The sequence below is a fragment of the Pseudomonas sp. FW305-E2 genome, assembly GCF_058782925.1.
Genome location: NZ_JBYSYE010000008.1, coordinates 144,224 through 170,212, shown reverse-complemented (window position 1 = coordinate 170,212; position 25,989 = coordinate 144,224). Strand labels below are relative to the sequence as shown.

Here is a 25,989-nt window from a genome sequence, read left to right as displayed (position 1 = left end):
ATGCGGTGGTCGACCACAGGCTTGTCCATCACGCCACCTCCCGTGCGTTGCCCGCCGCCAGCCCCTGCTCGACACCCGCCAGATGGCGCCCGGTGATGTAGGCAAAGGTCATGATCGGCCCCAGGGTGATGCCCGCCCCAGGGTAGTTGCCGCCCATGATGCTGGCGCGGTCGTTACCCACCGCATACAGGCCGTCGATGACTTGCCCGTCGGCCGCCAGCACTTCACCGGTCACACGGGTGCGCAGCCCGTCGAAAGTACCCAGATCGCCCATGATCACTTTCACGGCAAAGTACGGTCCCTCGCCAACCGGCGCTACGCACGGGTTGGGTTGTTGCTGCGGGTCGGCCAGGTAGCGATTGAAGCTGGTGCTGCCGCGGCCGAACTGACGGTCTTCGCCGTGGACAGCGCCAAGGTTGTACTCGCGCACAGTCTGCTCCAGCCCTTGCGCATCGATACCGGCCTTGCCGGCCAACTCCGCCAGGGTCTGGCCCTTGAGCAGGTAGCCGTTGCGCAGCAATGGCCCCAGCGGCATCGGCGCAGGCTTGGCAAAGCCCAGCCCGTATTTGGCCAGGGTGCGGCGGTCGCACACCAGCCACATGGCGGTTTCTGCCTGGTCGGAACACGCCTCGATCAGCGCTGCGCCCACGTCGTGGTAGGCATTCGACTCATTGGTGAATCGCTGCCCCGAACGCAGCACGCCGATCACACCCGGCTTGTAGCGGTCGAGCAAGTGCGGAAAGGCAATATGCCGCCCACCACCCACCGGCACCTTCGATACCGGCATCCAGGCTGCAGGTGCCTGCAGGCGGATATCGACCTTTGCTCCCAGCGCCTCGGCCATGCGCGCGCCATCGCCGGTGTTGCCCGCTGGCACCGGTGAAAAATGCTCGCCGCCACGCCGTACATGCGGGTAGGCCTGGCGCAGCCGTTGCAGGTCATGGGAGAAACCGCCACAGGCCAGCACCACCCCACGCCGGGCCTCGATGCGCTGCTCGCTGCCGGCCTGCCCGGTCACCGCCCCCACTACCCGCGCCCCTTCGCGCAGCAACTGCCGCGCCGGGGTGCCTGTGAGAATCGGAATGCCCAGGTCCAGTGCCGAGCGTACCAGCCGTGCTGCCAGGGCATTGCCACTGGTGACCTGGGTGCCGCGTCGGTACAAGGCCAGCTCCTTCAAATGGGTCAGCAGGCGTTTGGCCACGTAGGCGAACGAGGTCAACGAACGGGTGACATTGAAGAAGTGCTTGAGGTCGGCATTCGACGAGTTGAACATCATGCCGATGAAGGTGATGGTCTTCAGCGGCGGGCGCAGCCGCGCCATGTCGGGCCCCAGACCACGGATGTCGTAAGGTGCGGCCAGTATAGAGCGGCCCACATCGACGCCGCCTTCCACCTGCGGGTGATAATCGGGGTACAGCGTGGGCACGAACTTGACTGCCGTCTCGCGCTCGAAAAACTCAACCATCTGCGGCGCGTAGCGCAAGAATGCCTCCACCCCGGCCGCATCGAAGCAGGCACCGGTTTCGTTGCGCAGGTAGGTCATGGCCGCTGCTTGGCTGTCATTGCCCCCGTGCCGGGTGCCCGGCACCCACAGCACGCCGCCGGAAAACGCCGTGGTGCCGCCGAAGCACGCCTCCTTTTCGATGACGATCACATCCAGGCCAAGCTTTTTCGCCGTGATGGCTGTCGCCAGGCCGCCAGCACCCGCACCGATGACCAGTACATCGCAGCTACGCGTATTCATTGGCCTGCCCCCTCGAAGCCAGGGCGCGGGATCAATGCCATGGGCATGCTTTCCAGTCCGCCATCCACGGTCAGCTCGGCGCCGTTGATATAGTCGGCGCGGCGGCTGGCCAGAAACAGCACGGCTTCGGCGATGTCTTGCGGTTCCCCGATGCGCTGGTTGGCGGTCATGGCGCTACGCCGGCGCGCCACCTGTGGGTCGGCATAGAACGCCGCCGACAATGGCGTGCGGATCAAACCCGGGCATACGGCGTTGCTGCGCACACCGCGCGGCCCCCATTCCACGGCGATCTGCCGCGACAACATGCTAACGCCTGCCTTCGCCGCGCTGTAAGCGCCACTGTTGGGTTGCGGGTAATGGGCTGCAATCGAGGCCACATGCACGATACGGCCCTGGCCGCAGTCCAGCATGGAACGGCCAAAGGCCTGGGCACACAAAAGGTAGCCACTGAGGTTGACCGCCAGCACCTGGTTCCATTGTTCCAGGCTTAGCGTGTCCAGCGCACCGGGGCGCAGCACGCTGGCATTGTTGACCAGTACATCGCAGCGCCCATGCAGCGCCTGTACCTGGGCCGCAGCCTGCTCCACGCTGGCCGGGTCGGCAATGTCGCAGGCCAGGGCACTGACTTCGCCTGCACTGTGTTCCCCCAGGGTGGCCGCCAGTTCGCGGCATTTGTCCAGGTCGCGGTCAAGCAGCACCACGTGGGCCTGCTGCTCCACCAAGGCTGCGGCCAACGCTGCGCCAATGCCGCCGGCCGCGCCGGTCACCACGCATACGGCCGACTCCAGGCCTAGCCACTGAGAAAGGATCTTGTTGTTGTGCATGCTGCTCTCCAGAGCGTTGCTTGTTCTGGGCAACAGGCTATGGCCGGCAGGCCCACCGGCAGAATGGACAAAACCTGCAACCAGCCCCACATTCCCGTCAATTTGCCCACTGCGCCCTGAAGCCTGCGTGCAGCTATGGCACAGTAGCGGGCAGTGAACAGAACAATTACAACACCATGAACAAGATCCCCAATTACGCCCTGTACGGTGAAACCGCGCAGCCGGTGTGGCACGAAGCCTTGCATGTGGAGCAGATATCCCAGCGCTCTGGCGCGCACAACTGGGAGATTGCCGCACACCGTCACGAAGGCTTGCTGCAGCTGTTGTACCTGCAAAGCGGTGGCGGCGAGGTGCTGTTCGACAGTGACCGGTTTCAGGTTCATGCGCCCTGCGTGGTGTACGTCCCGGCGCAGGTGGTGCATGGTTTTCATTGGGCCAGCCAGGTAGAAGGCCAGGTAATCACGGCTGCGCAGCACCCGCTGGATAGCATCGCCCAGGTGCTGGCACCCAGCGTGCTGGTGCAACTGCGCAAACCACAGGTGATTGCCCTGCCCCACTGGGCCGCCGATGAAGACCCGTTGTTGCCCCTGTTTCGGGCCCTGCGCGAGGAATACCACAACCGCGCCCGCGAGCATGTGGCCAGCAGCATGGCGCTATTGCTGGCACTGATGATCCATGTCCTGCGCCATGAGCCGTACATGCCCGCAGGTGAGCAGCGCCCAGTATCAAGACGCAGCCAGCAACTGACGGCTTTTCGCGAGCTGGTAGACATGCACTACCGCGCGCACTGGCCACTGGCGGAATACGCCGCCGAATTGGGCATGACCCTGGTGACGTTGGGGCGGTTGTGCCAGGAACACCTGGGCATGACGCCGATGAATGTGATCAATGCCCGACTGGTGCTGGAGGCCAAGCGCATGCTCGGGCATTCGAGCCTGAGCGTGAAAGAGATCGCCCATGAGCTGGGGTTTGCCGATGTGGGGTATTTCAGCCGGTTCTTTCGCAAGCAGGCGGGGGTGAGCCCTAGCGGATTTCGGGAGGGCCAGTAACGCCCGCAGGTTCTGTGGGCGGTACTGGCAATGCACGCGTCTGTGGCTTACCCGCGAAGAAACCCGTGCAGGAAACATCAAACAGCCAAGGCCCGCTGCACTTCCCCCACCGTGGTCGCCAAACTGCTCAGGTGCAGGCTCGACACCCGCTCCACCGGCGCCTGATCCAGCGGCCATTGCAAGGCAATGCTGCCGACCAGGCGCCCTTCGGCATGTACTGGCAAGGCAATGGCGCGGATCAGGAACGGCAGGCGCACCGGGTATTCCCAGTAGCCTTCGGTGCGCTGACCAAAGCCCTTGTGCGCTTGTTCTTCGATATCGCGCAACAACCCGTCGTCACCCAGCCGCTCATGGGCCGCCAGGCGCTGCACTTCGTCCACCGCCAGCTCCCCGAGGCACGCCCGCCCCATCGCCGAATGAAACAGGCTGGCATGCTGCCCAACGATCTGACTGGTGAGCGGATAGCGCTTGCGCAGCACCTGGGGGATGGCGCTTTCCATCACCTCCAGCCGCTGGCCGTCGAAACACGACAGGTCAGCGACCAGCCCGGTGCGCTCACTCAGCTCCAGCAGCATGGGCGCTGCGCTTTCCACCAGGCGCCGCTTGAAACGCAACTGGCGGTCACCGAACAGGCGTCGCGCGCACAGCCGGTAGCGCCGGTCGGCAAGGCCGCGGTACACCCAGCCTTGCGCCTGCAAGGTGGCGATCATGCGCGACACCGTGGCCTTGGGCAGCGCCGTCAGGTAGTGCAGTTCTTCCAGGCCCAACGCCTGGTGTTCGCCCAGCAGGTCGACAATGGCCAGCGCCCGCTCCACCGAACGCACGCCGCCGCTGTCTGCCGTGATGCCCATGGGTATGACCTCCTTGTAGCGGGATGGTCAGGATAGCCAGCAAGATCCGCGCCTGCCCATGCTTTCATGGCGCAAGCAGGCGTTGTGGCGGGCAGCGCGCCACCCAGCGGGTGAGCTGTTCATGGGCATATGCCAACTGCAGCACGGCATGGTCGGCCTGCGCCGGGCCGATGATTTGCAGGCCCATGGGCAACCCGGCGGCATTGAACCCCACCGGCACGCTGATGCTCGGCAAGCCGGCCAAGGTCGGCCCGATCACCACTTCCATCCAGCGGTGGTAGGTGTCCATTGCCCGCCCCCCGACCACCGCCGGCCATGGCTGGCGTGCATCGAAAGGGAACACCTGGGCCGAGGGCAACAGCAGGAAGTCGTAACGCTCGAACAGCTTGCCCATGGCGCGGTACCAGTCGCTGCGGTCCAACGAAGCCTGGTACAGCGCCGCCGCACTCAGCTGCAAGCCACCTTCCACCTCCCACTGTGCTTCGGGCTTGAGCAATGCGCGCTTGCCAGGGTCGGCATAGGCTGCGCCGAGGTTGCCATGCACCAGGAAGTGGCGGTGGGTCAGCCAGCATTGCCACAAGCGCGCCAGGTCGAATGCCGGCTGGCAGGCCTCGACCCGGCAGCCCAGCTCGGCAAAGTCGGCCAGCGCCGACTCGCACAGGCTCATTACCCCGTCATCCATCGGCAGATAGCCGTTGTAGTCGCCCAGCCAGCCCACCCGTACACCGCGAAAATCGCGCGGCAAGCCAACGGTAAAATCGCGCCAGCCTTCGCTTAGCGACAGCGGCGCCCGGGCATCAACACCCGCCTGTATCGACAGCAGCCGCGCCACGTCGACCACACTGCGGCCCATCGGCCCTTCTGTGGCCAGCTGCTGCACGAACAGCTCGGGCGCCGGCCCATGCGGCACGCGGCCCTGCGATGGGCGCAGGCCGAACAGGTTATTGAACGCCGCCGGGTTGCGCAGCGAGCCCATCATGTCGCTGCCGTCGGCCACCGGCAGCAAGCGCATGGCCAGCGCCGCTGCAGCCCCACCGCTGCTGCCACCCGCCACCCGCGACGGGTCGTAGGCGTTGGTAGTGGTGCCAAACAAGGGGTTGTAGCTTTGCGAGCCCAGGCCAAACTCAGGCACATTGCTCTTGCCCATGATCAATGCCCCGCTCGCCCGCACCCGCGCCACGCTGATCGCATCCTGTTCGGGTACCTGCTCGGCAAACAGCGGCGAGCCGAGCGTGGTACGCAGCCCGGCCGTGGCGGCGAGGTCCTTGATTGCCTGCGGCATGCCATGCATCCAGCCGCGCGAATGGCCACAGGCCAGTTCGCGGTCACGCGTCTCGGCCTCGGCCAGCAGCACTTCGGCCGGGCGCAGCGAGACCAGTGCATTGACCTGCCGATTGAAGCGCTCGACATGCCCCAGGTAAGCCTGCATCACTTCCCGGCATGACAACTGGCGGGCATGGATGGCCTGGGACAGTGCTTCGGCATCGAGGGCAACAATGGGGTCGATGGCTAGCGGCTTCACGGTTTTACTCCAAGGTTGAAGGCGGCAGGCTTGACTGCCCGCGGTGCTTCTTTCAGGCAATAGGTGCCCAGCAATGTCAGCAGGCAGGCAAACAGCACGTAGAACGCCGGCGCCACTGGGGTGCCGAGCACCTGGGTGAGCCAGGTCACGATCAACGGGGCAAAGCCACCGAACACCATCACCGCCACGTTGTAGGCCACCGACACGCCGGTGGAACGCACCTGGACCGGGAACTGTTCGGCCAGGGCAGTAGGCGCCGGGCCGAAGAAACCACCGATGGCCGTGCACAACAGCAGTTGCATGACCAACAGGCGCTCCAGGGAAGGCGCAGCGGCCACCCACACATACAGTGGGTAGACCATCACGAAGAACGTCAGGGTGAAGGCCATCAGCACCGGGCGCCGCCCCAGCCGGTCAGACAGCGCCCCGGACAACGGAATCACGAGGGTCATCAGCCCCACGGCGAGCATCTGCACCAGCAGCACCTGGTCCAGCGGCAGGCCCAGGCTTTTGTGGGCGAAGGTCGGCATGTTCACCAGCACCACGTAGAACGATACCGTCGCGCCGCAGGCCAACCCCATCGACACCAGCAGGCTGCGCCGGTGTTCACGCAGCACCTGCCACAGGCTGGGCGACTGGCCCTTGGCATGGCGACGCGCCTCGACAAACGCCTCAGGCTCCTCCATATGCTTGCGAATCCACAGCCCGACCGGCCCGATCAGCAGGCCCAGCACGAACGGGATGCGCCAGCCCCAGCTGTCCAGCGCCTCAGGCGAGCACAGGTGGGTAACCAACGCCACCATTGCCGCCCCGGAAAACACCGCCAGGCACTGCCCTACCAATTGCCACGAACCATACAGGCCCTTGCGGTGGGCAGGCGCGCTTTCCACCAGAAACGCCGTGGCGCTGGCGTATTCACCACCGGTGGCAAAGCCCTGCAGCATGCGCGCCACCACGATCAGCAGCGGCGCAGCCATGCCGATGGCCAGGTAGTCGGGTGCGAAGGCGATCATGGCGATGGACACGGTCATCAGGCGGATGATCATCTGCATGGCCGCCTTGCGGCCCTTGCGGTCGGAATACATGCCCAGCAGCACGCCGCCCACCGGGCGCATGAAAAACCCGACGCCGAAGGTGGCAAGGGCCATCAGCAGCGAGGCGTACGCGTCGTCGGACGGGAAGAACTGCCGGGCGATGATGCTGGCCAGAAAGCCATACACGATAAAGTCATACCATTCCAGGGCGTTGCCGATAACGGCGGCCACCACTTGCCGGGTACGCGACACGCCGGTGCTCGAAGTCTGCATAGGGAACACTCCACACAATGATTGGGTGATCGCCCAGGCGCAGTCGCGCCCGGGTTCCAGCGGCAGTGGTCAAAAAGGGACAATCAGGCAGGTGCCAACCAGCGCTCTGCCAGCGCGCCCCAATAGGCGGCGCCGGTCAGCAGGATGTCGTCGTTGAAGTCGTAGGCCGGGTTGTGCACCATCGGCCGCGATACACCATTGCCGATGAACAGGTAGGCCCCTGGGCAGCGCTGCAGCATCCAGGCGAAGTCTTCGCTACCCATCAGCTTGCGGGTGTTGCCATCCACCGCCTGGGCGCCCAGCAACTCGACCCCTACTTGGGTGGCAAAGGCGTTTTCAGCGGCATGGTTGACCAGCACCGGGTAGGCCGGGCGGTGCTCGATGCTGGCGCGGCAGCCAAAGCTCTCGGCCTGACTGACGATGATTGCCCGCACCCGCTCAAGGGCCTGCGCCCGCACCTCGGCGTTCAGCGCGCGCAGGCTAAGGCGCAACAGCGCCTGTTGCGGGATCACGTTGGCCGCTTCGCCGGCCTGCAACGCGCCGACGGTGACCACTGCCGCCTCCTGCGCATCGATATTGCGCGCCACCACGGTTTGCAGCGCCATCACCACACTGGCGGCCGCCACCAGCGGGTCGACGGCTAGGTGCGGCATCGAGCCATGGCCACCCACCCCGTCCAGGGTCACCGTCAGCAGGTCTTGCGAAGCCATCATCGGCCCTTCACGAAACCCCAGGTGCCCGGCCGGCAGCCCTGGCATGTTGTGCATGCCGAATAGCGCATCACATGGGAATCGCTCCAACAGGCCGTCGGCCAGCATCGCCTCGGCCCCGCCCTGGCCCTCCTCGGCCGGCTGGAAGATCAGTGTCAGCGTGCCGTCGAACTGCCGGGTGGCCGCCAGGTAGCGCGCGGCGCCAAGCAGCATGGTGGTGTGCCCGTCATGACCACAGGCGTGCATGCAGCCTGGGTGCTGGCTGCTGTATGCCGCACCCGTTGCTTCGTGGATGGGCAGCGCGTCCATGTCGGCGCGCAGGCCCAGCCGGCGGGGGCTGCTGCCATTGCGCAGCACGCCGACCACGCCGGTCTTGCCGATACCGGTGTGCACTTCATAGCCCCATTCCTCCAGCAGTCGGGCGACCAATGCCGAGGTGCGGCTTTCTTCAAAGCCCAGTTCCGGGTGAGCGTGGATATCGTGACGGATCGCGTGCAGGTCGCTGGCCACGTCGGCGAGCCAGGCCTGGATATGCTGATGTCGGGACATGTGGAGTCTCCTCGCGCGGGTGGTTTCCCGTTCTTGTTGTTCGCCTTCAGGTCACGACAGGTGAGGCAGGTCGTGCTTGGCTCACAGATAAGCGCGAGTGACGCGGGATCACAAACGAATGTGGTTCCGCCCAGCGGAACCAGTCGGGGGGGAGAAGCGGAATGGGTGTGGAGCTGGAGTCGTAGGCAAAGCTGTACGTGGCGTTGTTTTCGTTGAATAGTGCGGTCAGGCGCTGCGCTTTGTCATACTCGTAACGAACTCGCTGGCCCTTGGCATCCTGGCGGCTGCTCGGCAGGCCGCGGGCCGTGCGCATCAGACGGGTGGTCTGGCCCTTGCCGTTGGTGTGGCTGAGCACCTGACCGTAGACGTTGTAGGTGAAGCTTTCCGTCGTGCCGTCCGGGTGGCTGATGCGCAGCACTTCGCCGTCGGGCTTGCGCGCCAGCGTGGTGGTCTGGTTTAGCGCGTCCGTTACTGCGACCAGGTGCTGGCGTTCGTCATAGCGGTAGTACGTACTCTTGCCCGAGCAGTCCTGGTAGCGCTCGACCTGGGCCAGGGTGTTCCACCACAGGTACTTGGACTTGTAGGTCGCATCGATGATGGTGTGCGGCAGGCCGTCATCGCTGTTCAGGTACTCGGTCATCTGGCCGAGGGCATCGAATTCGGCGAGCAGGTTGCCCTTGTCGTCGTAACGCGCTCGCCAGGTGCTGCCATCCGGGTAGCTGACCTGGGTCACCAGCGTGGTCAGGTGGTGATATTCGTAGGTGGTCTTGCGGCCCAGCGGGTCGGTCTCTTCTAGCAAGCGGGAGAATTCGTCGTACTTGAATTGCAGGCGGTTACCGTCCGGCAAGGTCAGGCCAACCATATTGCCGTGTTCGTCCAGCTCGATGGCGTAACGCTCGCCGCCATAATCGCGGCTGGCGACCACGCGGTGGTCGGCGTTGTACTGCACTTCCAACTCGCGGCCAAGTACGTCGGTGGCCCAGCTGGTGCGGCTATCGAGGTCGTAGCGGAAGTGGTAGTGCTCGCCGTCGCTGGTCCAGTGCTCGACCACACGTGGCTTGTCGCCCAGGGTTTGCCAACGGTAGTGGCAGCCCAGCCCCAGCGCGTTGCTGTGGGTCACCATCAGGCCGTCGGCGTAGCTGAAGCTGCGCACGGTGTCGCCGTTGCGGTTGATCACCGCGCTCAGCTGGCCGTGTTCGTCGTAGCGGTACTGGGTAAGCGTTTCCACCGCTTCGTTGTTCACCACGCGCTTGATGTCGGTCAGGCGGCCCAGCGGGTTGTCGTAGTGCAGGTGCACGCGGGTGCCGCCGGTGGCGCTGATGTCGGTCAGTGTGCCGTCGGGCGTGCGGGTGAAGTGCAGGAAGTGGCCGAGGACGTTCTCGATACGCTGCAGCGGCACTTCGGTGTTGGTGTCTGGCACTTCGCCGAAGTAGAAGAACAGGTTATCGAGGGTCTGCAGGATGTAGTGGCCACCCTCGGTACACACCAGGTACACCTGCTCGTGCGGGTTGTAGATGCGCTGCCCCGGTTGCAGGGTCACGAACGGGACTTCGCGGCCATGCCGTCAGAAAATATATATTTAGAAATACATTCAATCCCATAACTCTAGCCTTACATAGCTCGCACATATTAAACGATCAAATCTAAATAACTAACTCAACTGCACTACCATTAAAAAGCTCCTGCAGGGATTTTCGCAAAGAAGAGATCCCACCTGCCAGATCTAAAACTCCATCATTAAATTTAACATTAACAGCTGAGCCACCAAAATCCTTAATGAACTGTGGCTTGATCTCAACCCTAAGACCACTCTCCGCCAACACTATTTTTTTTATAGCTCCCGCCACTTCATAGCTTAAACCAGAAACCTGCAACCCAATACCTTCATCAACACTCAAATTATCTTCGTCGTCTAAACGAGTGATTATTACATAATTTACAGGATCAGCACCATCATCACCAATAGCAACTACTAAAACATCGTTTTCTTCATAACACTCGATGTTTGATGCGACGAAATTATTCATAGAAACCTCCATTCTTAACCACACCCAGAGCCAGATATTTTTTGTGTTCTCTTACTTTTTGCACTCCAAACCTCTGTTGTTGTGCCATCGCCTGACGCCCATCTGTACTCGACATCAGCACCGGTGGAGCCCTTAAATGCATTCATCTTACCTTTACAGCTATTGCACGGCGGATATTCACCCTCAATAACAAGTCTGTCACCGGGAACTGCTTGGGGGCTCAATTCACGGGTAATGCGCGCCTCTGTATGAGTAGCAAGGGTGCTCTTTGGAAACCCTAATGCTGCCTCATCCGGCGTCATATTTCCACTTTGCCAAATACCAGTAGCTTTCACATTTCCGCTGCTGTCGTACAAAGTTGCAATTGCATTATGTGTTCCCTTTCCGGATCCAAATGAAAGCCCGAGCGGGTCAACATAGGCACTTGGATTCAGGGCATATTGATATAGATGGATACCGCCTGTTAGCCCGATTGGGTCCTGAGTTGCGAATCGGCCAACTTCTGGATCGTAACAACGAAATGTATTGTAGTGCAGACCTGATTCATAATCAAAATATTGACCTTGGAATCGTATATTCTGCTCCACCTCACTCACTAATAGCTGCTCTACCGAGCCCCACGAGCGATACGTCGCCTGCCAGACAATCTCACCCCTGCTATCCGTCAGCTCAAGCGGGGTTCCAATCTGATCCGTATGGAAGTAGTAAACCTTCTGCTCCTCCCCTTCCACCTGATCGACCCGCGCTAACGGCGCATAGCTACCCGGCTCGTACAGGTACAAGATGCTCTGCGCAGGTGTCTCCTCGCGCAGCATCCGCAAGCCTTGCCAGAGGAAGCGCTTCTGCTCGATCTCACCATCGATCTCAGCCCGCTTGGCCACGCGCCGCCCCAAGCTGTCATACCGGTACTGCCCGGTGCTTTCCAGTCTGTCACCGACATACGTTTCAGCTTTAACCAGCCGGTTCTCGCAGTCATAGCTAAAGCTCTGCAGCTTGCTATGCCCCGAGCGCTTCTCGATCAGGTTGCCCCACGGGTCGTAGCGGTACTCCTGATCCCGCCACTGTTTGATCCGGTTGTCCTTGACCTTGTCGAACTGCCGCGCATTGAAGTCCAGGCGGTTGGCTGCCGGGTCGTAGCGGAACTCCTCACTGCCGATCAACGAGCCGGTATCACGACTGCGCAACTGGCCGTTGGCTTCGTATTCGTACTTGATCTCGCCGCGTAGCTTGTCGAGGGTGCGCACCAGTTCACCGGCCGGGTCGTACTGGTAACGGCGGTGGATCGGGTTGTAGGCGTGGTCGACCAGCAACGAGGTATTGATGCCAGTGTTATGCACCTGCGAAAGCTTGTCGGCCGGCAAGGTCGAGGCAAACTGCCAGGCCTTGCGCCCCATGGCGTCATAACCGAAGCAGCTGGTGAGCTTGCCCTGGGTCCGGTACACCTCACGGTGCAGGTCATCGCGCTCCATGTCGCTGATCACCAGCCCGTCCAGGTTCAACTGGTGCAGGTGGCCGCTGCCGTAGTACAGGTGATTGACCTTGCGCCCATCCGGCAGGGTCAGCGTGGTCAGGTTGCTGAGTGGGTCGTACTCATAGCCCAAGGTGCCAGCGGGTGTGATCTCTTTGGTCAGCCGGCCCAACAGATCATAGGTGTACTCCAGTTTTTCCTCGGTCACCCCGAGTTGCTTGCCGATCCCGGTCGGTTGCCGCTCGATGCTCAGCAACCGGTCACCGTCGTCGTATGCGAATGTCTGGCTCGCATCACGGTTGATCTTGGCAACCAAACGCCCAATGGCATCACGCTCGAACAGCGTATGGCGCTCCGGCCGTTCGGCATTCTCGCCATAGCCAATCTCATCCAGTCGTGTGAGATGGCCACCGACGTCGTAGCTGAAACGCCGGGTCAGGTTATCCACCCGCACTTCTTCGCTCAGCCGGTCCGAAGCGTCGTAGGCAAAGCTGTACGTGGCGTTGTTCTCGTTGACCAGCGCGGTCAGGCGAATAGCCTTGTCGTACTCGTAGCGAACCCGTTGGCCCTTGGCATCCTGGCGGCTGCTCGGCAGGCCACGGGCCGTGCGCATCAGGCGGGTGGTCTGGCCCTTGCCGTCGGTGTGGCTGAGCACCTGACCGTAGACGTTGTAGGTAAAGGTTTCCGTGGTGCCGTCCGGGTGGCTGATGCGCAGCACTTCACCGTCGGGCTTGCGCGCCAGCGTGGTGGTCTGGTTCAGCGCGTCTGTTACCGCGACCAGGTGCTGGCGCTCGTCATAGCGGTAGTACGTACTCTTGCCCGAGCAGTCCTGGTAGCGCTCGACCTGGGCCAGGGTGTTCCACCACAGGTACTTGGACTTGTAGGTCGCATCGATGATGGTGTGCGGCAGGCCGTCATCGCTGTTCAGGTACTCGGTCATCTGGCCGAGGGCATCGAATTCGGCGAGCAGGTTGCCCTTGTCGTCGTAGCGCGCTCGCCAGGTGCTGCCATCCGGGTAGCTGACCTGGGTCACCAGTGTGGTCAGGTGGTGATACTCGTAGGTGGTCCTGCGGCCGAGCGGGTCGGTCTCTTCGAGCAAGCGGGAGAATTCGTCGTACTTGAATTGCAGGCGGTTACCGTCCGGCAAGGTCAGGCCAACCATATTGCCGTTTTCGTCCAGCTCGATGGCGTAACGCTCGCCGCCATAATCGCGGCTGGCGACCACGCGGTGGTCGGCGTTGTACTGCACTTCCAACTCGCGGCCAAGTACGTCGGTGGCCCAGCTGGTGCGGCTATCGAGGTCGTAGCGGAAGTGGTAGTGCTCGCCGTCGCTGGTCCAGTGCTCGACCACACGTGGCTTGTCGCCCAGGGTTTGCCAACGGTAGTGGCAGCCCAGCCCCAGCGCGTTGCTGTGGGTCACCATCAGGCCGTCGGCGTAGCTGAAGCTGCGCACGGTGTCGCCGTTGCGGTTGATCACCGTGCTCAGCTGGCCGTGTTCGTCGTAGCGGTACTGGGTAAGCGTTTCCACCGCTTCGTTGTTCACCACGCGCTTGATGTCGGTCAGGCGACCCAGCGGGTTGTCGTAGTGCAGGTGCACGCGGGTGCCGCCGGTGGCGCTGATGTCGGTCAGTCTGCCGTCGGGCGTGCGGGTGAAGTGCAGGAAGTGGCCGAGGACGTTCTCGATACGCTGCAGCGGCACTTCGGTGTTGGTGTCTGGCACTTCTCTAGATTGTCGAGGGTTTGCAGGAGGTAATGAGCCACCTTGGATACAGGCCCGCACAATCACCTATACACGTTTAGCGAACGTGACTTTTGACAATGACACAAAATAATTATATTAGCTAAGGCAGCTTCATTCCAGCCGCTCGACAGTATCGGCTAACGGAAAAATAGTTGAAGCTGGCACCCCAACTATTTTCAATAGCTTTTTCAATATCTATCTTTCAACAATGCCACATAAAAACAAAACCGAATCCAGACTAAAAATGCCTCAAAAAATCAATCATAAATACCATCTTGCTGAGATTTTTCGATAAATATATCCTGCAAGTCACCCTGAATATCTTCACCATCTAATTTTACAACAAAATCGCCCTCGAGGTCATCCGGAAAATGGACACCATCCAACGTCCCAAGCACTACAGAAGCGCTGTCTGCGATAACAACTTTAAAAAAGTTAATGATATCATACCTTTGAGTATCATCTAGCGATGCTAGAGCATTACGCGCACGAGCATATGAGTCCTTATCTCCGTTGACGGGTTTAGTAAGAGAATTTTTATATTGAGGGAAATTTTTCTCAAACAATTCGGAATAAATAGCATCAACAAATTTATTATCACCCATAAATTCCTCCCTTTACTTCCGCATTTCTGGATACATAGATTTATTCAGAGCGATTAGCTGCTGCAGCTTTTCATTTGGCACTTCTGGATAAACACGCCTAAGTTCTCTAATGTCGCGCGCAACCACATCAGGAGCACTAGTAAAAGGGAGTCCTGTCCTGGGATTTATACTACTTCTAGACACAATTCCCACACCTTCTTTAGAAACTGTATGTCCTACTCGGAGTACCAGCATAGCAGGCCCTGTAGCAGGATCGTAGCCCTCGACAAGGTCTTTCATCAAATTTTTCTGCCCAACATGATGTGAGTCCAGGCCTAGATTCTTCCCTTTAACTGCATTTTTGTTTGCCTGATGGGTACTAACATCCCACTTATCACACGCTAGCCCTAATGAGTCTATCCAGGACTGAGTGTTTTTCGCATACTGATAAAGATTATCACCACCAAACAAACCAACAGGATCTTGTGTTACAAATCTCCCCAATGCCGGATCATAATAACGAAAAGTGTTGTAATGCAGCGCAGTCTCGCGGTCGAAGTATTGCCCCTGGAATCTTAGATTTTGCTCTACCCCATTGACCGTTAGCTGCTCTATCTCACCCCACGAGCGATATGTCGCCTGCCAGACAATCTCACCCTCGCTATCGGTCAGCTCCAGTGGGGTTCCAATCTGATCCGTATGGAAGTAATAGACCTTCTGCCCTTCCCCTTCAACCTGATCAACCCGCGCCAACGGTGCATAGCTACCCGGCTCGTACAGGTACAAGATGCTCTGCCCAGGCGTTTCCTCCCGCAGCATTCGCAAGCCTTGCCAGAGAAAGCGCTTCTGCTCGGCTTCGCCATTGATTTCAGCCTGTTTGGCCACCCGCCGTCCCAGGCTGTCATACCGGTACTACCGGTGCTTTCCAGTCTGTCACCAACATACGTTTCAGCTTTAACCAGCCGGTTCTCACAGTCATAGGCGAAGTTCTGTAGCTTGCTGTGCCCCGAGCGCTTCTCGATCAGGTTGCCCCACGGGTCGTAGCGGAAATGGTATTGCTCGCCGTCGCTGGTCCAGTGCTCGACCACGCGCGGCTTGTCGCCCAGGGTTTGCCAACGGTAGTGGCAGCCCAGCCCCAGCGCGTTGCTGTGGGTCACCATCAGACCGTCGGCGTAGCTGAAGCTGCGCACGGTGTCGCCGTTGCGGTTGATCACCGCGCTCAGCTGGCCGTGTTCGTCGTAGCGGTACTGGGTAAGCGTTTCCACCGCTTCGTTGTTCACCACACGTTTGATGCCGGTCAGGCGCCCCAGCGGGTTGTCGTAGTGCAGGTGCACGCGGGTACAGCCGGTGATTCATTGCAGCGGCACTTCGCTGTTGGTGTCCGGTACTTCACCGAAGTAGAAAAAGAGGAAGAACAGGCTGTCGCGGTTTTGGGGGTGTAGTGGCTGCCCTCCGAGCTGACTGCACTTATACAATACTCTTAAGCACAACCTAGGGACTCCATGTTAACAAGAGGCTGGCTCTACCAACATCTAGCAGAGCCAGATAAACCTGCATTCTATTAAACAGCCGACACTGACGAAACGACCACCCGAAAGGCAACGTTCGAAACATTATTATGGTCAAGATCAAAAAAATCGCACCCTTCAATATTCGCCATATTTCGATTGAATCGATGCCACCCCATCACCACCCACCTCAGTTTTCTTCAATCATTTCAACGTCATCGGGCAGCGACGCTAAAATCAAAGAATAAAAATCATCGAAACCTTCTGCTATTTTATAAAGATGACCGCTATCACCTTGCTCCGCTATATCATATTTATTAATGGAGTCAGATTCGTGCAAGTGGGTTCTATCCCAATAATAAACCCCTTCTCGCCCAGGCTCAGTAACTATCACATAAGGGTTCCCTCCCCCATCTTCCCCAATCGCCAAAACGCCATTAACAAATGCCAACTCAGAAATAAATTCTTGATTAAAGCTAATAATATCGTTGCATTCCTCTCCCGGTATAACCCCAAACAAACGATCAAAACTCACCTCCCCGTCTTGAACAGACTTCAACGGCAACTGCCCAAAATCAGGATCAGTCAAATAAAAACCATTCATGCGTGCCAGTATGTTTCTATACGCACTAGGCAAAGTAACATTAACTGCTGCCTCAAGTGAGTTTATCTCAGCATCAGTCAAACCAGCTTTGTAAACTATAGGCATTTTTCGACCCTATTAACAGCTTGATTTCATATTCTTAACACCACCCGAATGGGGTGAACCTGTTGTGAATTTTTTTAGGAACTTCCTGCATCGTCTTCATATTCTCATGATGATGCCAAGTATTTTTCGAATAGTCTGCCTTACCCTGAGGTGCAAGTGCATCTGCCTTGCCAAAATCACCACCAGGATTTTTACCGTGATTCCCCTTCAAGTCAGGAACATCAACTTGCTGTCGTTCAAAAGGAGTAAAGTCAGGATGGCCGTCGGGATACCTTACTACATTACCCTCCCAATCTTTATAAACCCATGTTCGTCCGTCAATCTCCATATGCACAGAACCACCTTTATCTAGCCATTTGGCAACATCAGGGGAATGTGAAGGCTTTGCACTCCATCCCCAAGGATCAATCCAAGATATCGGATTGACTCCATAGCTATACAGGTTAGCTCCTCCCAATAATCCAATTGGGTCTTGATTCACAAATCGTCCAACTTCTGGATCGTAGAATCGAAAAGTATTGTAGTGCAGGCTCGATTCGCAATCAAAATATTGACCTTGGAATCGTATATTCTGCTCCACCTCACTAACTACTAGCTGCTCTACCGAGCCCCACGAGCGATAGGTCGCCTGCCAAACGATCTCGCCCTCGCTATTGGTCAGCTCGATCGGCGTACCGATCTGATCGGTATGGAAGTAATAAAGCTTTTGCTCCTCCCCTTCAGCCTGATCGACTCGCGCCAGCGGCGCATAGCTACCCGGCTCGTACAGGTACAAGATGCTCTTCGCAGGCGATTCCTCCCGCAGCATCCTCAGCCCCTGCCAGAGGAAGCGCCTCTGCTCGACCTCGCCATTGATTTCAGCCTGCTTGGCTATTCGCCTCCCCAAGCTGTCGTAACGATACTCGCCTTGGCTTTCCAGCTTGCCATTGACCAACGTCTCCGCCCGCACCAGCCGGTTCTCGCAGTCATAGCTGAAGTACTGCAGCTTGCTGTGCCCCGAGCGCTTCTCGATCAGGTTGCCCCACGGGTCGTAGCGATACTCCTGATCCCGCCACTGTTTGATGCGGTTGTCCTTGACCTTGTCAAACTGACGCGCATTGAAGTCCAACCGGTTGGCCGCCGGGTCATAACGAAACTCTTCGCTGCCCACCAGCGAGCCCGTATCACGGCTGCGCAACTGGCCATTGGCTTCATACTCGTACTTGATCTCGCCACGTAGCTTGTCCAGCGTACGCACCAGTTCACCGGCCGGGTCGTACTGGTAACGGCGGTGGATCGGGTTGTAGGCGTGCTCGACCAGCAACGAGGTATTGATGCCGGTGTTGTGCACCTGCGAAAGCTTGTCGGCCGGCAAGGTCGAGGCAAACTGCCAGGCCTTGCGCCCCATGGCGTCATAACCGAAGCAACTGGTGAGCTTGCCTTGAGTGCGGTACACCTCACGGTGCAGGTCATCGCGCTCCATGTCACTGATGACCTGGCCGTCCAGGTTCAACTGGTGCAGGTGCCCACTGCCGTAGTACAGGTGGTTGACCTTGCGGCCATCCGGCAGGGTCAGCGTGGTTAGGTTGCTGAGTGGGTCGTACTCGTAGGCTAGCGTCCCATCGGGGGTGATTTCTTGGGTCAGCCGGCCGAGCAGATCGTAGGTGTACTCAAGCTTTTCTTCCGTGATCCCAAGCTGCTTGCCGATCTCGGTTGGTTGCCGCTCGATGCTCAGCAAGCGGTCACCGTCGTCGTATGCGAATGTCTGGCTCGCATCACGATTGATCTTGGCGACCAAGCGGCCAATGGCATCACGCTCGAACAGCGTATGGCGCTCTGGCCGTTCGGCATTGTCGCCATAGCCAATCTCATCCAGTCGTGTGAGATGGCCACCGACGTTGTAGCTGAAACGTCGGGTCAGGTTATCTACCCGCACTTCTTCGCTCAGCCGGTCCGAAGCGTCGTAGCCAAAGCTGTACGTGGCGTTGTTTTCGTTGACCAGCGCGGTCAGGCGAATGGCCTTGTCGTACTCGTAGCGAACCCGCTGGCCCTTGGCATCCTGGCGGCTGCTCGGCAGGCCACGGGCCGTGCGCATCAGGCGGGTGGTCTGGCCCTTGCCGTCGGTGTGGCTGAGCACCTGCCCGTAGACGTTGTAGGTGAAGCTTTCCGTGGTGCCGTCCGGGTGGCTGATACGCAGCACTTCGCCGTCGGGCTTGCGCGCCAGTGTGGTGGTCTGGTTCAGCGCATCGGTCACCGCCACCAGGTGCTGGCGTTCGTCATAGCGGTAGTACGTACTCTTGCCCGAGCAGTCCTGGTTGCGCTCGACCTGGGCCAGGGTGTTCCACCACAGGTACTTGGACTTGTAGGTCGCATCGATGATGGTGTCGGCAGCGTGCTGCGCTCTGGTCGCTCACCGGTTTCGCCGTAGCCGATTTCGTCCAGGCGCAGCAGGTGGCCACCGGCGTCGTAACTGAAGCGCCGGGTCAGGTTATCTACCCGCACTTCTTCGCTTAGCCGGTCCGCCGCGTCATAGGCAAAGCGGTAAACCGCGCTGTTCTCGTTGACCAGTGCGGCCAGGCGCAGGGCCTTGCGGATCCACTCGCCCTTGGCGTCCTGGCGCCTGCTTGGCAGCCCGCGCGAGGTACGCTGCAAACGGGTAGTCTGGCCTCTGCCGTCGGTGTGGCTCAGTACCTGACCAAGGGTATTGTAGGTGAACGTTTCTGCAGTGCCATCCGGGTGGTTGATGCGCAGCACTTCGCCGTCGGGTTTGCGCTCCAGCGACGTGGTTTGGTTCAGCGCATTAGTTACGGAAGTCTGATCACATACAAAATAAGAATTTGCAAGAAGATGATAGCTCTCTCCAAGCGACTACATAATATTAATTGTTAAAAAACAAAAGCTTGCAGCAAAAAACCAATTAACCTTATTACCAAACCAAAAACACGAAACTTTACAGCGGTGAGCGGCGCCATTTATCATCAAAACTTAAAACTTCTTTTTTCTTTATTCTCCAGGCACCATCTTTAGACACTAAATACATCTTGGAGCATGTTTCAGCACCTTTAGTTTGCTGCACTTGAATTGTCAGCGTTTTTCCACCCCCATCCAAAACCTCTAACTCATCAGTGGCAGGATCATAAGCGGCAGGTTTAGTGCACCCAAGATCTACAAGTCGCCCATAGTTAGACTTATCCTTAACGGCATATTTATCAAGTATCTCTTCAAGTTGTTTTGCATACTTTTCTTTTAGCTGAGAATCTTCTATCCCATGAGCCAGGTTTTTTTTACGCTGGTCAAAGAACTCAGTCTCCCAGCAGTTCATTTCCCTCATGAACGCTACTAGTTCACTAGGAGGATTCATAACTACATTTTCCCTTAGTCATTTTAATTCGCAAAAATACCGTCAAGGATTTTCTCACCTTGACGATACACGTCATAGGTTATGGAAGTCGGTCGCGCCCCCCAGCTCGATGGCGTAAAGTTCGCCACCGTAGTCGCGGCAGGCGACCACGCGGTGGTGGGCTCACGGCTTGCCGCCGGCTTGCCGCCCTGGGTTTGACAACGGTAGTGGCAGCCCAGCCCCAGCGCGTCGCTGTGGGTCACCGTCAAGCCGTCGGCGTAGCTGAAGCTGCGCACGGTGTCGCCGTTGCAGTTGATCACCGCGCTCAGCTGGCCGTGAGCGCTCTCACTAAATTCAAAGCCGAATGTTAATGCTCGATACTATGTTCCCGATTTTGTGAAGCCCGCCCGCCATTATGCGCCCCAGCAACAGCGCTCAACCATCAAACCTTCTGATAAAATAGTTATATTTTTCTGAAGAATTGAGAAGTTCAGCTGTTTTATTTTCAAGCTCTTCTGCATTATCATCATCCGTAACGGTGACAAAGAGAATTGGCTCCTGAATCTTGAAGGATGTGAAGAAACCTTCCTTCCGCAGAGAACTTAAAATATTGACCATGAGTGAGTGCAGCTTTTCTTTAAAACGTGAGATATCGCTTCGATCACTTGCCTCTCTCAGGTCCTTACAAACATCTTTGAAATACTCCCCCTTCCACCCCTCGTATTTCCATTCCGAAGAAGCCCACTTATAGTAGGGCATCAGCTCTTCACGCTCCTCTTCACCTTCCCCCTCAAGTTTCTCCTCGAGTGCCTCAACGGAATTAACCGCGACCGCCATGGTCATAGCGCTACTATCCGTATAAAGCGCGCAAGCGTAGAACTGCTCATCCGGATGTTCCGCACTCAAATCTTGCAGAGCTTTCGTAACTAAGGTTAAAGCTGTGCTCTCTAATGCATGCCAATTCATTGCGCTCTCCTGTTCATCCACCAAAAACTTCTACACCAATTTTTTGCAACTCGCCTTTCATGGCAGCAACAGCTTTACTAAAAGACATATCTTGCGCCATGATTACTTTATCTGCAGCCTCCAGCTTACTAGCTACCATTCTTGCATTTGCAATGGTGTGGCCTTGGTTTTCAGCCCACATCATCGCAGATGTATCATGTACGGGATCAATCTTATACTTCGAGAGAACAGCCCTACTACGCTCAAGCGCCTTCTGCATTGCAGGAGAGCGGGCGAACTCACCTTTGAATACTATGTGGTGAGCATGAGGTCTCTCCATGGTAACTGGTGGGCGAGTACCCGTCCTGCTCGAGTAATAAGCGCCCCAGTCCTTGTCAGCACAAAGCCCCCATGGATCTACCCAACTGATGGGGTTGCTAGCGTAGCCGTAAAAATTGCAACCACCTAATATACCGATGGGATCTTGGCTATTGAAACGGCCTATTTCAGGGTCGTAGTACCTGAAAGTATTATATTGCAGTCCAGTTTCATTATCTGAGTACTGCCCCTGGAAGCGTAAATTTTGTTCGACATCATCGACAACCAATTGCTCTATCGAACCCCAAGACCGATACGTCGCCTGCCAAACGATCTGCCCGTCACTGTCCGTCAGTTCCAGCGGCGTACCAATCTGGTCCGTATGGAAGTAATAGACCTTCTGCCCTTCCCCTTCAACCTGATCAACCCGCGCCAACGGCGCATAGCTACCCGGCTCGTACAGGTACAAGATGCTCTGCGTAGGTGTCTCCTCACGCAGCATCCTCAGCCCCTGCCAGAGGAAGCGCTTCTGCTCGACCTCGCCATTGATTTCAGCCTGCTTGGCTATTCGCCTCCCCAAGCTGTCGTAACGATACTCGCCTTGGCTTTCCAGCTTGCCATTGACCAACGTCTCCGCCCGCACCAGCTGGTTCTCGCAGTCATAGCTGAAGTACTGCAGCTTGCTGTGCCCCGAGCGCTTCTCGATCAGGTTGCCCCACGGGTCGTAGCGATACTCCTGATCCCGCCACTGTTTGATCCGGTTGTCCTTGACCTTGTCGAACTGCCGCGCATTGAAGTCCAGGCGGTTGGCTGCCGGGTCGTAGCGGAACTCCTCGCTGCCGATCAGCGAGCCGGTATCGCGACTGCGCAATTGGCCATTGGCTTCGTACTCGTACTTGATCTCGCCGCGTAGCTTGTCAAGGGTACGCACCAGTTCACCGGCCGGGTCGTACTGGTAACGGCGGTGGATCGGGTTGTAGGCGTGCTCGACCAGCAACGAGGTATTGATGCCGGTGTTGTGCACCTGCGAAAGCTTGTCGGCCGGCAAGGTCGAGGCAAACTGCCAGGCCTTGCGCCCCATGGCGTCATAACCGAAGCAACTGGTGAGCTTGCCCTGGGTCCGGTACACCTCGCGGTGCAGGTCATCGCGCTCCATGTCGCTGATCACCTGACCATCCAGGTTCAGCTGGTGCAGGTGACCGCTGCCGTAGTACAGGTGATTGACCTTACGCCCATCCGGCAGGGTCAGCGTGGTCAGGTTGCTGAGCGGGTCGTACTCGTAGCCGAGCGTGCCGTCAGGGGTGATTTCTTTGGTCAGCCGGCCGAGCAGATCGTAGGTGTATTCCAGCTTTTCTTCCGTGATCCCAAGCTGCTTGCCGATCCCGGTCGGTTGCCGCTCGATGCTCAGCAACCGGTCACCGTCGTCGTATGCGAATGTCTGGCTCGCATCACGGTTGATCTTGGCGACCAAACGGCCAATGGCATCACGCTCGAACAGCGTATGGCGCTCGGGCCGCTCGGCACTTTCGCCATAGCCAATCTCATCCAGTCGTGTGAGATGGCCACCGACGTCGTAGCTGAAACGCCGGGTCAGGTTATCCACCCGCACTTCTTCGCTCAGCCGGTCCGAAGCGTCGTAGGCAAAGCGGTACGTGGCGTTGTTTTCGTTGACCAGCGCGGTCAGGCGCATGGCCTTGTCGTACTCGTAGCGAACCCGCTGGCCCTTGGCATCCTGGCGGCTGCTCGGCAGGCCGCGGGCCGTGCGCATCAGGCGGGTGGTCTGGCCCTTGCCGTCGGTGTGGCTGAGCACCTGACCGTAGACGTTGTAGGTGAAGCTTTCCGTGGTGCCGTCCGGGTGGCTGATGCGCAGCACTTCGCCGTCGGGCTTGCGCTCCAGCGTGGTGGTCTTGTTCAGTGCATTAGTTAAGTTAGTCAAATGACGTAAAAACTAAGAATTTGCAAGAAAATGATAGCTCTCCCCAAGCGATAACACACTAACAATTTTTAAAAAACAAAACCACACAGCATACGAACCAATTAAACCTTATGTCAAAACAACAGCACGAAGCCATCGTCGCAGGTGAATTGCTAATGGGTTTCCAGATTGAGCTTGATAATAAAACGACCAATGGTGGCGCGCGCGAACAGACTGCGGCCTTACGGCACTCTCTGTTCGAGCCGTAGCCAATGTCACCCCTGGCTTCGGCAAGCAAGAAAAATCACGGCACATTGAAAACGGAGCGAAGCCAGTAGTTTAATAAACATCTCAGCATCGCCATAATTAACAATAATCAATGAAATTTAACTATCAACTCATTGCGAGACTTAGTATCCTCTAGGAATATTGCCATCCATGCATCCATAACTTCAAAAATATCAATCCCCATTTCTGGAGTCACAGGATCTTCATGCCACCATATCAAGCCTTCCGTATCATCTTGCTTGTCGGCCTCTACCGCGACATAGTCTCCGGCGCCATTCGAGAATACCGTAATCCACTTATCAGCAAAAGAGTCGTCCTCCTCATCAACTAAGTCGGAAACACGTGACTGGTCACTAAGGCATTGCGGCCCCATTGAGCGCGCCGGAAAGAAAGTGTACCCATCATGCACTTCACGATAAAAATCTTGAAGCCTACTGGGAAGGTGCTTGAATTCCCCAGCCTCAGTCCTTTCCACAGGCCTCCCCCCTACATAATAGTAGAAACTGGCGCCATCATGAAAGACATACACCATTTCAATCTCAGCATCTATCAATAATACGGTGCCCAGCAAGCAGTCCTTGAATAGCGCGAGCGTTGTTGGAAACTCATTTAAAAATGAATCCCAACCTTCAGGATATACAGGCGCAAGATCAAGACCAAGCCCAAAACCCTCCCAACTTGCGGGCAAGACGACATCTTGAGGGATGTCTTTGAGATCGAAGCACAACTTACGGCCAGAAAATTCAACACTGAGATCTTGCAAAATATCATCAAGAGTAATCATCTAATTTTTCCTACAAGACACCAGATATCATTTCTTGCAACTCAACTTCCAATTTCATCGCTCGCTCCATCATACTACTTCTGAAACCAGCGTCAACATCTACTCCACCTTTTTTATACCGAGTCCATTCTGAGTAGGTTTTAGCGCCGCGCGAGGTATTAGCAGTTTCACTCAACCCATGAAAATTAGGCTTGTAATTCAATATCTCGACTTGCTGTTCAAATGTCAATTTATCAAATCCTTTCATTTCTGTAATCGTCTTCATCGGGACGATATGATCAGCATGCAACGGCTTTGTAACTTCCAGCCCCGGCAGCGCTGGATCCTTCATGGGTAATACAACATCCTTATTCACCATCGCCTGGATTTCTCTGCTGGGCGTCTTCGCTCGCAACTTCTGGTAAAGCTGTGGAGATATTCCTTTCTTAGGTGTAAGTGGAGGTGCAGCCCGTCTAACAACTTTAACATTCCCGAGGTTAGAACCGAAACCATGAGACCGGATCTCATATCGGGCGTCAAATGCTCTTCCGCCTTTCGCGCCGATGCCCCCCCCAAGCAGAGCACCACCAAACGCCATCAGCTTCTGGCCATCAGAGCCCTCACCAAAAAGCTCGCCGCCAGCCCAATGTCCAGCCATTCCGCCAGCAATACCACCTGCCAACCCCGCCATCACCAACACTGGACTTGCCAGTACAAAAGCACTAGCCAGCCCCAACGCCATCACCGAACGCTCAAGCCAAACAGGAACTTCCGGGTCAATTGCATCAGTCGTCGCTGTCCCCCCTCCTATACACACATTAGGGGAGCCAGCACTTATTTTTGCATCACAAACTGTCCGGTCACCGACTCGAGCCGCAGGCTGACCATTGATATAAACCGAGTCACTGCCCTGGGCCAATATCTTAGGCCCCCCTGGATGATCCGAACACTCGGCATTATCCAGATGAGCCCTCGCAGCAGGCTTCCCATTTATATAAACGTTACTTGAGCCTGATCGTATTTGCCCTGTTTCACTACAAGCGAAAGATAGGCTACCAATCAGTTGACCGATTCCAGCGCCAGTAGCTGCTCCCGCGCCAACCATCGCGGCTAGCGCTACAGCCCCAAGCCCGCCGGTCCCGATAACGGCAATACCTATGAGTACCGCGCCTGCACCAATTGCTAAGCCAGCAAGCAATCCACCTAAAGCGCTGGAGTGCTCGATTGGATCATCTAATCTCGCAGCAGCCGCAGTCATGCTGATTCGGCCTGTTCAGCATCCCCCTCGTTCGCGGGCAGATAGCGCAGTTGAAGACTTTCAACCAACGTATCGAAAGCACTACGCTCCTCCGCCGTCATGCCTTTGGGACTGTTGCTCGTACCAGTAATTTGCATGAGCAAAGGCCGCTTGTACTCATCCTGATGCAGAAAAATCAGCTGTACTTGATGAACCGGTTGGCCTTGTTGTCGCCAACGAAACTCGACACGTCGGGCCTCCAATCCAGCTACTTCTACCGGGGAAACCGGCTCGATCCACTGAACATGGGACAACGTCTTTTTCAACTCACCAAGCAGTTGTTGCGCAAGCGTCTCCAAGTCCGTACCCGGTTCCACTGGCGAACGCCCCACGACGAACGAGAAGGGGCTAGGTCCGATGTCCGTCAGCGTGAAGACGTGAAACGTCTTGTCTTTTAAATTTTCTGGACGAACGAAACTCAATTCATTTGTAAGAAAACGCTCTGGTGGAGGGGGCTCCGCATTGCGAGCCTCCTCTTCTAGACGCTCACGCTCAAGGCATTCTTCGCGTTCGCGCCGTTCAGATAATCGGTCGTAGATGTTTCTACGCAT

18 protein-coding genes and 5 pseudogenes are annotated in these 25,989 nt (G+C 57.5%); 1 reads left to right on the top strand and 22 read right to left on the bottom strand.

Features of this window, described 5'->3' with window-relative positions; genetic code table 11:
• Window positions 1-28: 28 nt before the first annotated feature.
• Both AC3WLP_RS10350 and AC3WLP_RS10345 read right to left on the bottom strand, forming a co-directional pair.
• Window positions 29-1,744, bottom strand: coding sequence for an FAD-dependent oxidoreductase (locus tag AC3WLP_RS10350; RefSeq protein ID WP_088513224.1), 1,716 nt, complete (start codon window positions 1,742-1,744; stop codon window positions 29-31).
• On the bottom strand, window positions 1,741-2,568 hold the full coding sequence (locus AC3WLP_RS10345) for an SDR family NAD(P)-dependent oxidoreductase (protein WP_012052398.1): 828 nt from the start codon (window positions 2,566-2,568) through the stop codon (window positions 1,741-1,743). The genes AC3WLP_RS10350 and AC3WLP_RS10345 overlap by 4 nt, the downstream gene beginning before the upstream one ends.
• 176 nt (window positions 2,569-2,744) lie before the next feature.
• Here AC3WLP_RS10345 and AC3WLP_RS10340 point away from each other — a divergent pair, with 176 nt between their 5' ends.
• A complete protein-coding gene (locus tag AC3WLP_RS10340) occupies window positions 2,745-3,617 on the top strand; it encodes a helix-turn-helix domain-containing protein (RefSeq protein WP_012052399.1) in 873 nt (290 codons plus the stop codon).
• Between the two features lie 77 nt (window positions 3,618-3,694).
• On the opposite strand, the gene AC3WLP_RS10335 is transcribed toward AC3WLP_RS10340, so the two are convergent.
• From AC3WLP_RS10335 to AC3WLP_RS10240, 20 genes and pseudogenes are all read right to left on the bottom strand, one after another.
• A complete protein-coding gene (locus AC3WLP_RS10335) occupies window positions 3,695-4,468 on the bottom strand; it encodes an IclR family transcriptional regulator (RefSeq protein WP_004576295.1) in 774 nt (257 codons plus the stop codon).
• Window positions 4,469-4,532: 64 nt separating this feature from the next.
• Window positions 4,533-5,990 carry an amidase gene (locus tag AC3WLP_RS10330; protein ID WP_088513225.1) on the bottom strand — a complete coding sequence of 486 codons (1,458 nt, stop codon included), beginning with the start codon at window positions 5,988-5,990 and terminating at the stop codon, window positions 4,533-4,535.
• Complete coding sequence (locus tag AC3WLP_RS10325) at window positions 5,987-7,297, bottom strand: citrate-proton symporter (RefSeq protein WP_088513226.1); 1,311 nt, start codon at window positions 7,295-7,297, stop codon at window positions 5,987-5,989. Before AC3WLP_RS10325 ends, AC3WLP_RS10330 begins: the two co-directional genes overlap by 4 nt.
• An 83-nt stretch (window positions 7,298-7,380) precedes the next feature.
• Complete coding sequence (locus AC3WLP_RS10320) at window positions 7,381-8,556, bottom strand: M20 aminoacylase family protein (RefSeq protein WP_088513227.1); 1,176 nt, start codon at window positions 8,554-8,556, stop codon at window positions 7,381-7,383.
• Between the two features lie 172 nt (window positions 8,557-8,728).
• Window positions 8,729-10,114 (bottom strand): annotated as a pseudogene (locus AC3WLP_RS10315) (type IV secretion protein Rhs); the annotation flags it as partial.
• 85 nt (window positions 10,115-10,199) lie between these two features.
• On the bottom strand, window positions 10,200-10,583 hold the full coding sequence (locus AC3WLP_RS10310; protein WP_103340344.1) for a hypothetical protein: 384 nt from the start codon (window positions 10,581-10,583) through the stop codon (window positions 10,200-10,202).
• A gap of 14 nt (window positions 10,584-10,597) precedes the next feature.
• Window positions 10,598-10,921, bottom strand: a pseudogene (locus AC3WLP_RS10305) (hypothetical protein); the annotation flags it as partial.
• 57 nt (window positions 10,922-10,978) lie between these two features.
• Window positions 10,979-13,806: pseudogene (locus AC3WLP_RS10300) on the bottom strand (RHS repeat-associated core domain-containing protein); the annotation flags it as partial.
• Between the two features lie 243 nt (window positions 13,807-14,049).
• The gene (locus AC3WLP_RS10295; RefSeq protein WP_004577243.1) at window positions 14,050-14,397 is read right to left on the bottom strand and encodes a hypothetical protein; all 348 of its coding nucleotides are present in this window, start codon (window positions 14,395-14,397) and stop codon (window positions 14,050-14,052) included.
• A gap of 12 nt (window positions 14,398-14,409) precedes the next feature.
• Window positions 14,410-15,425: pseudogene (locus tag AC3WLP_RS10290) on the bottom strand (RHS repeat domain-containing protein); the annotation flags it as partial.
• A 649-nt stretch (window positions 15,426-16,074) separates the two neighbouring features.
• Window positions 16,075-16,593, bottom strand: a complete 519-nt coding sequence (locus AC3WLP_RS10285; RefSeq protein ID WP_080635003.1) for an SMI1/KNR4 family protein — start codon at window positions 16,591-16,593, stop codon at window positions 16,075-16,077.
• A 34-nt stretch (window positions 16,594-16,627) separates the two neighbouring features.
• Window positions 16,628-16,693, bottom strand: coding sequence for a hypothetical protein (locus tag AC3WLP_RS10280; protein WP_492576156.1), 66 nt, complete (start codon window positions 16,691-16,693; stop codon window positions 16,628-16,630).
• A gap of 288 nt (window positions 16,694-16,981) precedes the next feature.
• Window positions 16,982-19,041, bottom strand: a pseudogene (locus AC3WLP_RS10275) (RHS repeat-associated core domain-containing protein); the annotation flags it as partial.
• A gap of 481 nt (window positions 19,042-19,522) precedes the next feature.
• Window positions 19,523-19,933, bottom strand: a complete 411-nt coding sequence (locus AC3WLP_RS10270) for an NTF2 fold immunity protein (RefSeq protein ID WP_256596105.1) — start codon at window positions 19,931-19,933, stop codon at window positions 19,523-19,525.
• 23 nt (window positions 19,934-19,956) lie between these two features.
• Window positions 19,957-20,232, bottom strand: a complete 276-nt coding sequence (locus AC3WLP_RS10265; RefSeq protein ID WP_256596104.1) for a hypothetical protein — start codon at window positions 20,230-20,232, stop codon at window positions 19,957-19,959.
• A gap of 115 nt (window positions 20,233-20,347) precedes the next feature.
• Window positions 20,348-20,878, bottom strand: a complete 531-nt coding sequence (locus tag AC3WLP_RS10260) for a DUF4303 domain-containing protein (protein ID WP_202607837.1) — start codon at window positions 20,876-20,878, stop codon at window positions 20,348-20,350.
• Between the two features lie 13 nt (window positions 20,879-20,891).
• A complete protein-coding gene (locus AC3WLP_RS10255; protein WP_404940830.1) occupies window positions 20,892-22,943 on the bottom strand; it encodes an RHS repeat-associated core domain-containing protein in 2,052 nt (683 codons plus the stop codon).
• A gap of 523 nt (window positions 22,944-23,466) precedes the next feature.
• Complete coding sequence (locus tag AC3WLP_RS10250) at window positions 23,467-24,162, bottom strand: hypothetical protein (RefSeq protein ID WP_088512116.1); 696 nt, start codon at window positions 24,160-24,162, stop codon at window positions 23,467-23,469.
• 10 nt (window positions 24,163-24,172) lie between these two features.
• A complete protein-coding gene (locus AC3WLP_RS10245) occupies window positions 24,173-25,399 on the bottom strand; it encodes a PAAR domain-containing protein (RefSeq protein WP_088512117.1) in 1,227 nt (408 codons plus the stop codon).
• Window positions 25,396-25,989, bottom strand: coding sequence for a DcrB-related protein (locus AC3WLP_RS10240; protein WP_088512118.1), 594 nt, complete (start codon window positions 25,987-25,989; stop codon window positions 25,396-25,398). Before AC3WLP_RS10240 ends, AC3WLP_RS10245 begins: the two co-directional genes overlap by 4 nt.